Origin of the sequence: Paenarthrobacter sp. NPDC057355, assembly GCF_042667405.1 — a bacterium.
Classification (GTDB): domain Bacteria; phylum Actinomycetota; class Actinomycetes; order Actinomycetales; family Micrococcaceae; genus Arthrobacter.
This window is the reverse complement of sequence record NZ_JBHVAL010000019.1, coordinates 14,799-28,893: the sequence shown is the minus strand read 5'-3', so window position 1 is coordinate 28,893 and position 14,095 is coordinate 14,799. Positions and strand designations below refer to the sequence as shown.

Genomic DNA, 14,095 nt, shown 5'->3' with positions numbered 1-14,095 from the left:
CCCCCGGAACCAGAGTTCCGGGGGATTTGCTTGTGACCCCAGCGGGATTCGAACCCGCGTTACCGCCGTGAGAGGGCGGCGTACTAGGCCGCTATACGATGGGGCCTTGCACTTTTCTATCACCGTTTCCGGCGATCAAGCTGAATGAGTATTTCATACTTTCAGCTCTGCTCCAAATCGCTTTCGCGGCTTGGAACTTCCGAATTTCCAGCGTATCCACGCGGATTTTCAGAGCTGGGATACCAGGACTCGAACCTAGAATGACGGTACCAGAAACCGTAGTGTTGCCAATTACACCATATCCCAAAGTGACTTTCGGACCGGAGTTCCTCGCCCCGGTTTCCCTTGGCTTTTCCCTCCGTGCCCCTCAGCACGAGTAATGACTCTACCGGAGTCTTGCCACCTGCACAAATCGATAGGGCGTTACCTGCATCACACGGAAAATCAGGCGGTCGCAGGGGCCTTGGCCAGGAGCTGCCGGAGCGAATCCACCTGGCGGCCGGTGAATTCCTCCACCTCTTCGCCCACCCTGTTGAGCCACACGCCAACCAGGCCGGCCGCCGTCGCGCCGTCGGCGTCGAGCAGGCGGTTGTCGCCTACGTAAAGGGTCTCCCCCGCAGTGGTGCCCAGGAGGCGCACACCCTCGAGATAAATCGCAGGATCCGGCTTGGCGACACCCACGGTGTCGGTGCCGACCAGGATCCTGATTCTTTCCAGGCCCGCGCCATCAAGCTTCGCGCGCTGGTAGTCGTGGACGTTGTTGCTCACCGCCCCATAAGGGACGCCGGCAGCATCCAGGGCGTCCAGGACTTCTTCGACGTCGCTGAAGGCCCTCACGTAGGCCGTCTGCCGCTTGTGGTACTCAGCCACCCAGGCCTGCGACTCCTCGCCTTCTTCGAGGTCCACGCCAAAGTGACCCAAAGCAGCGCGCCCCCGGAGCAGCCTCTGCTCGTTGAAGGTCAGCTCCCCGGCCAGGTACCGGTCATAGAAGTGGGTGGTTTCATGCGTGAAGATGCGGCCGAACTTCACCCACCCGGCCTGGTCCAGGCCGGGCAGGAGATGTTCGCTGACATCACGCAACGCGGTCGTCATGGCGTATTCGAGGTCCACCAAAGTGTCATCGATGTCGAAGAGGACACCGCGGATGGTGCCAAAGGAAGTTGCAATAGCCATGACGGGTGCTGCTCCTAGCCGCGGAAAGCGCGAACGCGGGCCAGGGAGGAATCCTTGCCCAAAATCACCATGGACTCGAACAGAGGCGGGGAAATCCGGCGGCCCGAGATCGCCGTCCGCACAGGTCCGAAGGCAGCGCGGGGCTTGATGCCCAAATCTTCCACCAGCGCCTGCTTCAGTGCGGTCTGGATGTTCTCCGCCGTCCATTCTTCGATGGGATCCAGAGCGGCCAGGGCTGCGTCCAGAACTTCCTCGAGGTTCGCGGGAAGACCCTTGCGGGCGTCGTCAGCGATGTCGATGGCGTCATCGGCCTTGAACAGGAAGGCAAGCATTTCCGGAGCCTCGCCGAGCAGGGTAATGCGCTCCTGGACCAGCGGTGCCGCCTCGGCAAGGATCTCTTCCTGCCGGGGGGTGAGGATCTCGCCGACGAATCCGGCAGCGCGCAGGTAGGGAACCAGCCGCTCCTTGAAGTCCTCGGGCGCGAGCATCCGGACGTGGGTTCCGTTGATGGCCTCGGCCTTTTTCAGGTCAAAGCGTGCCGGGTTGCCCAGGACATCGTGGATGTCGAAGTTGGCCACGAGCTGCTCGACCGTGAAGATGTCTTCGTCCGCGCTGAGCGACCAGCCAAGGAGCGAGAGGTAATTAAGGAGGCCCTCCGGGATGAAGCCTCGTTCGCGGTGGAGGAACAGGCTGGACTCGGGATCGCGCTTGGAGAGCTTCTTGTTGCCCTGGCCCATTACGTACGGCAAGTGGCCGAACTCCGGCATGTACTCGGCCACACCGATTGCGTACAGCGCACGGTATAAAGCGATCTGGCGCGGCGTGGAGCTCAGGAGGTCTTCCCCGCGCAGGACGTGGGTGATTCCCATGAGCGCATCATCCACCGGGTTCACCAAGGTGTAGAGCGGAGCTCCGTTGGCCCGGACCACTGCGAAGTCGGGCACCGAGCCGGCCTTGAAGGTGATCTCGCCACGGACGAGGTCGTTGAACGTCAGGTCCTCGTCCGGCATGCGCAGGCGCAGGACGGCTTCCCTGCCTTCGGCCTTGAACTGGGCAAGCTGCTCTTCGGTCAGGTGGCGGTCGAAACCGTCGTAACCCAGCTTGGGATCACGGCCGGCAGCCTTGTGGCGGGCTTCGATCTCGTCCGGAGTGGAGTACGACTCGTAGACGTGTCCCCCGGCCTTAAGCTTGGCGATGACGTCCTGGTAAATATCGCCGCGCTGCGACTGGCGGTACGGCTCGTGCGGACCCCCGACTTCAACGCCCTCATCCCAGTTGATGCCGAGCCACTTCAGGGCATCAAGCAGCTGGTGGTAGCTTTCCTCGCTGTCGCGGGCAGAGTCCGTGTCCTCAATGCGGAAGATCAGCTTGCCACCGGTGTGGCGGGCGTAGGCCCAGTTGAACAGGGCGGTGCGGATCAGGCCAACGTGCGGAGTGCCGGTCGGTGACGGGCAGAAGCGGACGCGGACCGGGGTCTCGGCGTTGACGGCAGGGATGGCGCTGGAGGCAGCGTTCGACGCAGAAGCAGTAGTCATAGTAGTTCCAACTTTACCGCTTGGCATCGCCTCGGTTTCCCGGATTAAAGAGGACGACGGCGGCAGCGGCCTTTCGTGCGAAAGGCGACTACCGCCGTCGTGCTTTGCCGGTGCGCAGCCTAGCGGCGGACGACCGGGTTGGACAGGCGTCCGATGCCTTCGATCTCGACCTCGAAACGGTCACCTTCGCTGACAAGACCGACGCCGGCCGGGGTTCCAGTCATGATGACGTCCCCAGGGAGCAAGGTGAATGCGTGCGAGACGATCGACACGAGCTCGCGAACGCCGCGGATCATCTGGTTGGTACTGCCATCCTGGCGAATCTCGCCGTTCAGCCGGCCCTGGATGGAGAGGTCTTCATGGTCGAGCTCTGTTTCGATCCACGGCCCAAGCGGTGCCGAGGTGTCGAAGCCCTTCGCGCGCGCCCACTGGAGGTCCGTCTTCTGGACATCGCGGGCCGTGAGGTCGTTACCGCAGGTGTACCCGAAGATGACATCGTCCACGCGGTCTTCCGGAACGTCCTTGCAAATGCGGCCGATCACGACGCACAGCTCAGCTTCGAAGGAGACTTCCTCCGAGAACTCGGGCAGGACGATGGGATCGTTCGGACCGATCACCGAGGTGTTCGGCTTGAGGAAAAGCAACGGCTGCTGGGGTACTTCATTGCCGAGTTCCGCAGCGTGCTCAGCGAAGTTGCGGCCAACGCCAATGACCTTGCTGCGCGGAATGATCGGAGCCAGGAGCCGAACGTCTTCCAGCTTGTGCTTCACGTGGGTACGTTCGACGCCGTTGAAGAAAGGGTCGCCGTTGATGACAGTGATTTCCTCACTGCCGGGCTCGCCTTCGACAACGCCGTAAAGGGGATCAGAATCAACTACAAACCGGGCGATACGCATGGGCTCAAGCCTACAGTCACGGCCTAGCTTCGGAGGTAATCAAGCTGCGCCGCGACCGACGTCTCAGCCGCCCACCGGACGGAAGGATCGACGTCGGCGTAGACAACGTCCGTGACCTGGGCAATGGTGGCGTCCCCGCCAACCTGCTCCAGGGCTGCCCGGATCTGGTCCAGGCGCTGCTGGCGATGATTGCGGTATTCACGGCACTTCTCATCGACGGCGGGCAGAACCGGGCCGTGGGCCGGCAGCAGGGTTGCCGCGCCGAGGGCTTCGAGGCGGTCCAGGCTGTTAAGGTAGTCCCCCAGCCGGCCATCCGGATAGTCCAGCACCGTGGTGCCACGGCCAAGAATGGTGTCGCCGGTGAGGACCGACCCGTGCGGCCCGTCCCCCGGCAGGTGGAAACAGACTGAATCCGAGGTGTGGCCGGGGGTTGCCAGGACCCGGATCTCGACGCCGCCGGCGTTCAGGACCTCACCGTCGCTGAGCTTCTCTCCCCCGTGGCAATGCTCTTCCAGGGCTGCCCGGACGGGTGCGCCAGTGAGTTCGTGGAAGCGGGCGGATGCTTCGGTGTGGTCCGCGTGGCGGTGGGTGATGAGGACGACGTCGACCACGCCGGCGGCTGCCAACTCCGCCAGGTGCTTTTCGTCGCTCGGACCCGGGTCCACAACGGCCACATGGCCGGAACCCGGCACACCGATGACGTAGGAGTTGGTTCCATCCAGGCTCATGGGACCAGGGTTCGGAGCGAGCCGGAAGCGCGTCAGCTCGCTGCTGCGCTTCAGGGAAGAGGTGCCGTCGGTTGAGGACGGGCCATCCGGAGTCGCCATTGGTTCAGAAGTCACCATCCCATCTTGGCACTACTTCCAACCGTCCATCACATCCCCGCCGCTTCACCCCAGCCCTCCATCACACCCCCGCCCCATCGCCCCAACCCTCCATCACACCCCCGCCCAGCGACCCGGACGTGCACGAGCGTTCCGGACAAACCGGCGGGACGTGCACGAGCGTTCCGGTCAAACCGGCGGGATGTGATCGGGCGTCACCAGCAAACCGGCGGGATGTGAGCGAGCGTGCGGGAAGCACGACGGCGGCCGGTCACCTTTGCGATAAAGGTGACCGGCCGCCGTCGTGGGTTCAGCCGTGTTTGGAAGCCGAGGGCTAGACCAGGCGGGTCAGCCAGCCGTGGGTGTCCTCGACCGTTCCGGTCTGGATGCCCAGAAGCTTTTCGCGGATGGCCATGGTGGTTTCTCCGGCCTTGGCGTCTTCGGCACCGATGAACTCGGTTGCGTCCTTGAGGACACCAATCGGCGTGATCACAGCTGCCGTGCCGCAAGCGAATACTTCAGTGATCTCACCGGAGGCAACGCCGTCGCGCCACTCGTCCAGGGTGATCTTGCGCTCGGAAACCTCGCGGCCCATGTCCTTTGCCACCTGGATCACCGACATGCGCGTAACGCCCTCGAGGATGGTGCCGCTGAGCGCGGGAGTTACCAAGGAACCGTCCTTCATGACAAAGAAGACGTTCATGCCGCCGAGCTCTTCGACGGCGTCGTCGTTGAAGTGGTCCAGGAACAGAACCTGCTTGCAGCCGTTGGCTTCGGCTTCCTGCTGCGCGATCAGCGAAGCGGCGTAGTTGCCGCCGCACTTGGCCGCACCTGTTCCGCCACGGCCGGCACGGGCGTACTCGCGGGAGATCCAGATGGACACCGGCTTGAGCTCTCCGCCGAAGTAGTTGCCGGCCGGAGACGCGATGACGCGGAAGGACACCTCGCGGGCAGCCCGGACACCGAGGAAGGCCTCGGTGGCGATCATGAACGGACGAAGGTACAGGGCTTCGCCGTCACCGGACGGAACCCATTCCTGGTCTGCCTGTACGAGTTCGCGGATGGCGCCCAGGAAGTACTCTTCGGGCAGTTCCGGAAGGGCAAGCCGACGGGCCGACTTGTTCAGGCGGGCCGCGTTGGCTTCCGGGCGGAAGGTCCACACGGAACCATCGGCGTGGCGGTAGGCCTTCAGGCCCTCGAAAATCTCCTGGCCGTAGTGCAGCACGGCGGCCGAGGGGTCCAGCGAGATGGGTCCGTAGGGCTCGATCCGGGCATTCTGCCAACCGCCATTGCCATCGGCGTCGACCTTGTAGTCGACGACGGCGGTGTGGTCGGTGAAGTAGTCGCCAAAGCCTGGGTTCGCCAGGATGGCTGCACGCTCCTCAGCAGGCTTCGGGTTTTCCGAAAGCTGCTGGCTGAATTCGACGCCATGGGCAGTCTGAGTCATGTTTCCTCCACAGTCAGCTACCTGGCATGGCGAACCGGGTCCCAAAGGGTGTGTGGTTCAGCGATGGACCAGGGAAGCAGATAAATAATTCAAGACAAGCTTACGCCTGCGTATTGGGCCTAAAGTGCTGCCGCGATGGCGTCGCCGATCGCAGCGGTGCTGCGCGGTTCGCCGGTGCGGTTCTCGACGTCGGCAACAACTGCCGCTTCGATCTTGCGGGCCGCCGTGGTGTAGCCAAGGTGGTCCAAAAGGAGCACTGCGGAGAGGATGGCCGCGGTGGGATCGGCTTTCTGTTGTCCGGCGATGTCCGGAGCTGAGCCGTGGACGGGTTCGAACATGGACGGTGCCGTGCGGTCCATGTTGATGTTGCCCGATGCCGCCAGGCCGATACCGCCAGTGACGGCAGCAGCGAGGTCGGTGAGGATGTCGCCGAAAAGGTTGTCGGTGACGATCACATCGAACCGCGAGGGGTTGGTCACCATGAAGATGGTGGCCGCGTCGATGTGCAGGTAATCGTGGGTGACGTCCGGGAACTCCTGCGCCACAGCTTCCACCGTGCGCTTCCACAGGTGTCCGGCGAAGACCAGGACGTTGTGCTTGTGCACGAGCGTGACATGCTTGCGCGGGCGTTCGTTGGCGCGACGGAAGGCGTCCCGGACCACGCGCTCCACTCCATGGGCGGTGTTGAGGGAAACTTCGGTAGCTACCTCGTGGGGTGTTCCTCCGCGCAAGGTGCCGCCGTTGCCAACGTAGGGCCCTTCGGTTCCTTCCCGGACCACGATGAAGTCAATCGTGCCGGGGTCGGCCAAGGGGCTGCCCACGGTGCCGTACAGGCGGGAGGGGCGCAGGTTTACATAGTGGTCCAGGCTGAAGCGGAGCTTGAGCAGCATCTCGCGCTCGATGATGCCGGAGGGAATGCGGGTATCACCAGGTGCTGCGCCTACGGCACCGAAGAGGATGGCATCGCGGGTCCGAAGGTCTTCGAGAACCTCATCGGGCAGCGTCTCGCCTGTCTCAAGCCAGTGCTGGGCACCGAGCTTGTAGTGGGTCTGCTCAAGGGTGGCGCCTTCTGCGGCGACAGCCTTTTCAAGGACCTTGACGGCTTCGGCAATGACTTCCGGGCCGATGCCGTCGCCGGGGATGACAGCGAGATTGATGGACGATGCACTCATAGGTATATCTAGCCAAGCAATCCACATGCTGGTCAAAATCGTCTCACTCCTTGAACAGTTTACTTCTGTATGTCCGACCAGGGCATGATGTCCCCGCCCCAAGACAACGCATAGAGTCTTAGCGTGGACAGAAGGCACGCAGTATATGAATGGTTCCGGATCAACCGCTTCAAAGTGGACCTGACGGCAACGTGCCTGCTCATCCTGCTCTTCGGCCCCGTCTACCTTCTCGCCGACCGGCCTTGGCTGTTCCTCCTGTCCTGCGGCCTTCTGTTGCCCCTCGCGTGGCGACGGACCCGCCCTGCCGTGGCCGCCGGCGTCGTGATCCTTGTGTGCCTCATCCAGTGGGCGGTGGGCGCTGAACCCGTGGCTGGCCAGATCGCTGTCCCGCTGGTCATCTACGCCACTGCCGCCTACGGTCCGACGTGGGCCAGCCGCACAGTCTTGGTGGCCGGCCTTGTCGGTGGCGTGATGCTGACAACGCGCGAGTACACAGGCAGCGTGGAGTCGGGCATCATGGGCCTGACCATCGGGGCGCTCTACACTGTGCTGATCTGGATGCTGGTCCTGGTGAGCTGGACGCTCGGTGACCTCACCCGCGTTCGCAGGCTCCAGCTCCAAGCCCTCGAGGACCGCACCCGCCGGATGGAAGTGGAGCAGTCGCAGGAGCGGAAACTGGCCGCCGCAGACGAACGTTCCCACATAGCCCGGGAGATGCACGACATCGTGGCGCACTCGCTGTCTGTCATCATCACGCAGGCCGATGGCGCAAGGTACGCGGCCGCTGCGAAACCTGAACTCGCCACCGAAGCCCTGGCCACCATCGCCGCCACGGGCAGGGACTCGCTCGGCGAGATGCGGCGGTTGTTGGGCATCCTGCGCTCGGACGGCGACTCCCCCACGCGTCCGCAGCCCAGGCTTTCGGACCTGGATGAGCTGCTCCTGGGCTTCCGCGCGGCTACTCTCCAAGTGGTTTACCAGCAAGTAGGCACACCGCGACGCGCCCTTCCTGCCGGAGCGGAACTCACCGCGTACCGCATCATCCAGGAGGCCCTCACCAACGTCATGAAGCACGCCGGGCCAAAAGCCACGGCAAACCTGACGCTGAGCTGGCAGGCCCGGGGCCTGCAGTTGGACATCGTCGACGACGGCCGGGGCGCCGCTGCCGATCCGCCGGCAGCCGGTGGCGGCAACGGGCTGCGGGGAATGGCTGAGCGGGTCTCGCTCTACGATGGTTCCTTGACAGCCGGCCCCGAACAAGGCGGCGGCTTTCGCGTGTCCGCATTCATTCCCTATTCGGAGGCCTAGCAATGCCCGAACTGCCCGCACCCATCCGGGTTGCCCTCGTCGATGACCAGCAGCTGGTCCGTTCGGGCCTTGGCATGCTCATCAACTCGCAACCCGATCTCGACGTGGTGGCTGAGGCAGGCAACGGGATCGAAGCCATCCAGGCGCTCAGTGCCACCACCGCCGATGTGGTCCTCATGGACGTCCGCATGCCCGGTATGGACGGTATTGAAGCCACCCGCCGCATCCTGGAACAGGCAGCGGCCCAACCAGTGGGATCACAACGCGCGGACATCAAGATCGTGGTCCTCACAACCTTCGACCTGGACGAGTATGCGCTTGCAGCCATCCAGGCCGGTGCCAGCGGGTTCCTCCTGAAAGATGCCCCGCCGGAAGAACTGCTCGAAGCCATCCGCACCGTCTACCGGGGCGACGCGGTCATTGCGCCCTCGACCACCCGCCGCTTGCTGGACCACGTGGCGCCCCTGCTCAGGACGCAGACCCCCGAACAGAGCGAGCACGCGGCCGCCGTCGAGACCCTCACGAACCGCGAGCGCGAAGTGTTCCAGCTCATCGCGCAGGGTAAGTCGAATCCGGAAATCGCAGCGGGGCTTTTCCTGTCCGAAGCCACGGTGAAAACACATGTTGGCCATATCCTGGCCAAGTTGGGCGCCAGGGACCGGGTCCAGGTGGTAGTCATTGCTTACGAGACCGGGGTTGTGTCTCCCGGGACCTAGACTCAGACCTGGGTATGAGCACCCGCCGGCGACAATGGGTCCGCAGCCCGATCCCGCAGGCATAGGCCCGACCATAGCGTGGAACCATGACGACATTCACGCCTCTCCCCCACCCTCCCGGAACCGGCCATCAGGCGGGATCGGACACTGCACAGGCCCGTCCCGCCGTCGAGGCCTTCAACCTGACCAAGAGCTACGGCCGCGCTGACACCAGTGTGACCGCCTTGAACGAAGTATCGGTAAGTTTCGACGCCGGGAAGTTCACGGCCATCATGGGTCCTTCCGGTTCGGGCAAATCCACGCTCATGCACTGCCTGGCGGGGCTGGATACTGCCGACTCCGGCCGCATCCTCCTGGGTGGAACCGAGATCACCGGACTCAACGACCGCCAGCTCACAGCGCTTCGACGGGAACGGATCGGCTTCGTTTTCCAGGCCTTCAACCTGGTGCCTACCCTGACGGCCGAGCAGAACATCACGCTTCCGCTCGCCTTGGCAGGAACCACGGCCGACGCCGGATGGCTGGATACCGTCGCTACCACCCTTGGGCTGAAGGACAGATTGAAGCATCGCCCCCACGAGCTGTCCGGCGGTCAGCAGCAACGCGTGGCGGTTGCCCGTGCGCTGCTGACGCGTCCCGACGTCGTATTCGGTGACGAACCCACAGGCAACCTGGACTCCAAAGCCGGCGGCGAGGTTCTGGCGCTGCTGCGCCGCAGCAGCCTGGAGATGGGCCAGACCATCATCATGGTCACCCACGATCCCGTGGCGGCATCATACGCAGACCGGGTGGTATTGATGAGCGACGGCGGCCTGGTGGGCGAAATCCACCAGCCCACGGCGGACTCCGTCCTGACGGCCCTTGGCAAGCTGGGGGCCTGAGGCATGTTGCGGGTTGCCCTTTCCCAGTTGAGAACCCATTACCGGCGCTTCATAGCCATTGGGCTTGCCGTGATGCTCTCCGTCATGTTCCTTTCTTCAACGCTTATGGTGGGCGCAAGCACCAACGCTTCGCTGGGCGCCAGCATCGGAGAGGCCTACCGCAAGGCCGATCTGGTGGCTACGTCCAAGAGCGGTGAGGCCTTCTCCCAAGCAGCGGTGGATGCCGCCGCTTCCTCCCCGGCCGTAGAAACCAGCTACGCCGAACGCTCAACCTACGTGACGTTTGAGGCCGGTGGCGGTGAGCAATACGGCAAGCTGCGCAATACTGCGCCGGCCTCGCTTGAAAGTGCCGTGCTCGCCTCCGGTTCGATGCCCGGCAACGCCTTGGAAGCGGCCATAGACGTCAAGTCTGCCGAGCACCTTGGCCTGGCAGTAGGCAGCACGCTGGAACTGCACGGCGGAGGTCCGGTCAAGAACGCCAAAGTAACTATCTCGGGCTTGATCCAGGCCACCAACGACCCCTTCTCTTCTTCATCGGCCCAACTGCTTTCTTCAGAGTCTGTCCTGAACGCAGTCCAGGACGCCGGGGCGGGATACTCCGGCCTGCAGTTTGCCCTCAAGCCCGGCGAAGACGTTTCCGCCGCCAAGGACTACATCGGCCACCGCATGGAGGCCGCCGGGGCCGTGGATCCCGTCCTGGAAACAGCCCAGGAAAAAGTGACCTCGACGGTGGCCATGCTCAGCGGCGGGGACCAGTTGACAATTGTCCTTCTAGCCTTCGCCGGCATTGCCATCCTTGTTTCCACATTGGTGGTGGCGAATACGTTCTCGGTCCTGGTGGCCCAACGGACGAGGGAATTGGCGCTCCTGCGGTGCCTGGGCGCAGGGCGCGGCCAGATCCGTGGCTCGGTGATGCTTGAGGCGCTTGTCATCGGAGTGGTTTCCTCGGTGTTGGGCGTCCTGGCCGCGACGGGTTTGATGTCCGCGCTGATCGCCTGGGCCAAGTCACAACCCGAGCAGGCCTTCGCCACGTTGGCCGTACCGCCGTCGGCCATCATTGCCGGTTTGGTAGCCGGGACGTTGCTGACCGTCGTCGCGGCGCTGGTCCCGGCGAAGGCCGCCACCGCGGTGGCGCCTCTTGCCGCGCTGCGGCCCGCCGATGACGCTTCGGTGCGTAACCGCCGCGGCAGGGTCCGGCTGCTCTTGGGCCTGGTCGCTTTTGCTGGGGGCACCGCGCTGCTGGTGTACGGCAGCATCAACGTGGTCCTTGAAGTTGCCCTGCTGGGCGGTGCCGTCTCCTTCGTGGGCATCCTCCTGTGTTCCACTCTGTTCATTCCCGGAGTCGTTGCCCTTGCAGGCCGTCTGACGGCCCCGGCCGGTGTTCCGGGCAAGCTGGCGGCGGTCAACGCCACGCGCAATCCCGCCCGCACCTCGGCAACCGCCGCGGCGTTGCTGATCGGAGTCACACTGGTCTCCCTCATGATGACCGGCGCGGCTACCTCCCGCCATGCGTTCAACGACACACTCGCCGAGAAATACCCCGTGGACCTCGCCGCGCAGACGGCCGGCTCAGCAGACACCGCGCAGGCGATCAACCGGATCAAAAGGCTCGACGGCGTCAGCGCCGCCGTCCTGCTGCAGCCCGTCGGGACGATCCATAACGAAACGACCGGTGACGACACCACCGTTTATGGACTGTCCGCCGGCGATGCCGCGTCAGTACTGCGCGATAACAACCTGAGACCGGTCCCCGGAACGGTCTACCTGCCCAAGGGCTCGCCCCGGGGTGCAGCAAGCATGACGACAGCCGGCGGCAACGTCACACTCAACGCGAAGGTCCTACGGACGGCGCACGTCCCGGCCTTCCTGGAGTCCTCCAGCATCACCGCCGGTCCCCTGCCGGAAACCCCGGGCATGGTTTGGGTGAAACTGGACGATTCCGTCTCCGGTGACCGCGTCCAGGCCATCCAAAAGGACATGGCTTCGGCGTTGGGAGTCCACGAACGAACGGTCAGTGGCGCCGCCATCGAACGGGTGACGTTCAACAGCATTATCGATGTCCTGTTGCTGGTGGTCACAGGCCTCCTGGGCGTCGCCGTCGTCATTGCCCTGATCGGCGTGGCCAACACCCTGTCCCTTTCGGTCCTGGAGCGGACGCGCGAGAACTCGTTGCTGCGTGCCCTCGGCCTTACGACAGGACAGCTGCGCGGGATGCTGGCCATCGAGGCCGTGCTCGTTGCAGGTGTTGCCGCCGTCATGGGCGCCGGCATGGGGATTGTGTACGGATGGCTCGGCGCGCAGGCAACCTTGGGTAGCATGGCCACCGTGGTTCCCACAGTGCCCTGGCTCCAGTTGGCTGCCGTGTTTGGCGTGGCAGTCGTGGCAGGGCTCCTGGCGTCGGTCATCCCGGCACGACGCGCGGCACGCTTGTCGCCCGTCGAGGGCCTGGCCACCGCCTGATTCCTCACTCACATTCCCGGGCCTTACAAGAAAACGCCCTCCCACTTTGCCGCCGAATCCGGCGGGAAGTGGGAGAGCGTTTCTTTTTTGTTGGTATTACGTGAGAGAGCGTGTGGGGCTTACGCCTCGGCCGGCTCTTCGTAGCGCGGGAAGACCGGCGCGGGCGCCGGCAGCTCCGTGCCCGCAACCAGTGGCGTGGCAATGGCGGAGAACTGGCGGGCGTCACCTTCGGGCTGTCCCAGGACATCCAAAAGCTTGGCCGACGACGACGGCATCACCGGTTGGGCGAGGATCGCAATGATCCGCACGACCTCCAACGTGACGTACAGGACCGTGTTCATGCGCTCGAGGTCAGTCTTCCGCAGCACCCACGGAGCCTGCTCGGCGAAGTAGGCGTTCGTATCACCCAAAACCGTCCACATGGCCTCAAGTGCCCTGCTGAACTCCTGCTTTTCGAAGGCACTGCGGGCAGTCTCCAGCAAAGCTCCTGCCTGTCCAAGGAGTGCTTCGTCCTCGGGAGTAAAGGTGCCAGGCTGCGGGACCTGTCCATCGCAGTTCTTCGCCACCATGGACAAGGAACGCTGGGCGAGGTTGCCAAAGTTGTTGGCGAGGTCCGCGTTCATCCGGCCCACGATGGCTTCGTGGTTATAGTTTCCGTCAGCACCAAAGGGAACTTCGCGGAGGAAGAAGTAACGGCACTGGTCCAGTCCGTACTGCGCCACGAAGTCCTGGGGTGCCACGACGTTGCCCAAGGACTTGGACATCTTCACGCCGTTGTTGGTCAGGAAGCCGTGGATCATGACGCGCTGGGGAAGTTCCAGTCCGGCACTCATCAGGAACGCGGGCCAATAGATCGCGTGGAAGCGCGAAATGTCCTTGCCGATTACATGCACATCCGCGGGCCAGAACTTCTTGAAGGACTCAGACTCGATGTCCGGGTAGCCAACGCCCGTGAGGTAGTTGGTCAGGGCGTCTACCCACACGTACATGACGTGCTTCGCATCGCCCGGAACCGGAACACCCCAGTCGAAGGTGGTACGGCTGATGGACAGGTCTTCCAGTCCGCGCCTGACAAAGCTGATGACCTCGTTGAAGCGTGACTGCGGAGCCCCGAATTCAGGCTGTTCTTCGTAGAGTGCCAGAAGCTTTTCCTGGTAGTTGGAGAGCCGGAAGAAGTAGCTTTCCTCCGCGGTCCAGCTGACCAGGGTGTCGGTTTCCTTGGAGTAGCGGAGGCCGTCTTCCTTCACCACGGTGTCGTCCTCGACGTAGTAAGCCTCGTCGCGGACGGAGTACCAGCCTTCGTACTTGGAAAGGTAGATGTCGCCGTTGGCTTCCATCTTCTTCCAGATGGCCTGCGAGGCCGCGTAGTGGTCCTGGTCCGTGGTGCGGATGAAGCGGTCGTAGGAGATGCCCAGGTCCTGGCTCATCTGCTTGAACGCTGCGGAGTTACGGTCGGCCAGCTCCTTGGCGGAGATGCCTTCCTTCTCCGCGGACTGCTGCATCTTGAGGCCGTGCTCGTCCGTCCCCGTCATGAAGAACACTTCGTGGCCGTCAAGGCGCTTGAAGCGTGCCATGGCATCAGTGGCAATGACCTCATAGGCGTGGCCGATGTGCGGCACACCATTGGGGTAGCTGATGGCGGTGGTGATGTAGAACGGGGATTTCTCTGGAGACGTCACTCTA

The 14,095-nt window shown here is 63.7% G+C and carries 11 protein-coding genes and 2 tRNA genes; 4 read left to right on the top strand and 9 right to left on the bottom strand.

Annotated features, from left to right (window positions below; genetic code table 11):
• Positions 1–33: 33 nt before the first annotated feature.
• From ACFUOZ_RS17725 to ACFUOZ_RS17690, 8 genes are all read right to left on the bottom strand, one after another.
• Positions 34–106: transfer RNA gene (locus ACFUOZ_RS17725), tRNA-Glu, on the bottom strand.
• Positions 107–234: 128 nt separating this feature from the next.
• A tRNA-Gln gene (locus ACFUOZ_RS17720) sits at positions 235–306 on the bottom strand.
• Between the two features lie 138 nt (positions 307–444).
• A complete protein-coding gene (locus tag ACFUOZ_RS17715) occupies positions 445–1,173 on the bottom strand; it encodes an HAD family hydrolase (protein WP_377550502.1) in 729 nt (242 codons plus the stop codon).
• 14 nt (positions 1,174–1,187) lie between these two features.
• Positions 1,188–2,708 (bottom strand): glutamate--tRNA ligase, encoded by a 1,521-nt coding sequence (gltX, locus tag ACFUOZ_RS17710; protein WP_377550500.1) that lies wholly within the window; start codon positions 2,706–2,708, stop codon positions 1,188–1,190.
• A 119-nt stretch (positions 2,709–2,827) separates the two neighbouring features.
• Positions 2,828–3,604, bottom strand: coding sequence for a fumarylacetoacetate hydrolase family protein (locus tag ACFUOZ_RS17705; RefSeq protein WP_274259631.1), 777 nt, complete (start codon positions 3,602–3,604; stop codon positions 2,828–2,830).
• 23 nt (positions 3,605–3,627) lie between these two features.
• Positions 3,628–4,431, bottom strand: a complete 804-nt coding sequence (locus tag ACFUOZ_RS17700; RefSeq protein ID WP_377550589.1) for an MBL fold metallo-hydrolase — start codon at positions 4,429–4,431, stop codon at positions 3,628–3,630.
• Between the two features lie 331 nt (positions 4,432–4,762).
• Positions 4,763–5,875, bottom strand: a complete 1,113-nt coding sequence (locus ACFUOZ_RS17695) for a branched-chain amino acid aminotransferase (protein WP_262275285.1) — start codon at positions 5,873–5,875, stop codon at positions 4,763–4,765.
• 119 nt (positions 5,876–5,994) lie between these two features.
• Complete coding sequence (locus ACFUOZ_RS17690; RefSeq protein ID WP_377550497.1) at positions 5,995–7,047, bottom strand: 3-isopropylmalate dehydrogenase; 1,053 nt, start codon at positions 7,045–7,047, stop codon at positions 5,995–5,997.
• Between the two features lie 123 nt (positions 7,048–7,170).
• Here ACFUOZ_RS17690 and ACFUOZ_RS17685 point away from each other — a divergent pair, with 123 nt between their 5' ends.
• The 4 genes from ACFUOZ_RS17685 to ACFUOZ_RS17670 all read left to right on the top strand — a co-directional run bounded on the left by ACFUOZ_RS17685 (position 7,171) and on the right by ACFUOZ_RS17670 (position 12,412).
• Complete coding sequence (locus ACFUOZ_RS17685; RefSeq protein ID WP_377550495.1) at positions 7,171–8,355, top strand: sensor histidine kinase; 1,185 nt, start codon at positions 7,171–7,173, stop codon at positions 8,353–8,355.
• A gap of 2 nt (positions 8,356–8,357) precedes the next feature.
• The gene (locus ACFUOZ_RS17680) at positions 8,358–9,071 is read left to right on the top strand and encodes a response regulator (RefSeq protein ID WP_377550493.1); all 714 of its coding nucleotides are present in this window, start codon (positions 8,358–8,360) and stop codon (positions 9,069–9,071) included.
• An 86-nt stretch (positions 9,072–9,157) separates the two neighbouring features.
• Complete coding sequence (locus ACFUOZ_RS17675) at positions 9,158–9,952, top strand: ABC transporter ATP-binding protein (RefSeq protein ID WP_377550491.1); 795 nt, start codon at positions 9,158–9,160, stop codon at positions 9,950–9,952.
• Positions 9,953–10,036: 84 nt separating this feature from the next.
• On the top strand, positions 10,037–12,412 hold the full coding sequence (locus ACFUOZ_RS17670) for an ABC transporter permease (RefSeq protein WP_377550489.1): 2,376 nt from the start codon (positions 10,037–10,039) through the stop codon (positions 12,410–12,412).
• 119 nt (positions 12,413–12,531) lie between these two features.
• Here ACFUOZ_RS17670 and metG read toward each other — a convergent pair whose 3' ends face one another.
• A complete protein-coding gene (gene metG, locus ACFUOZ_RS17665; RefSeq protein WP_377550487.1) occupies positions 12,532–14,091 on the bottom strand; it encodes a methionine--tRNA ligase in 1,560 nt (519 codons plus the stop codon).
• Positions 14,092–14,095 lie beyond the last annotated feature (4 nt).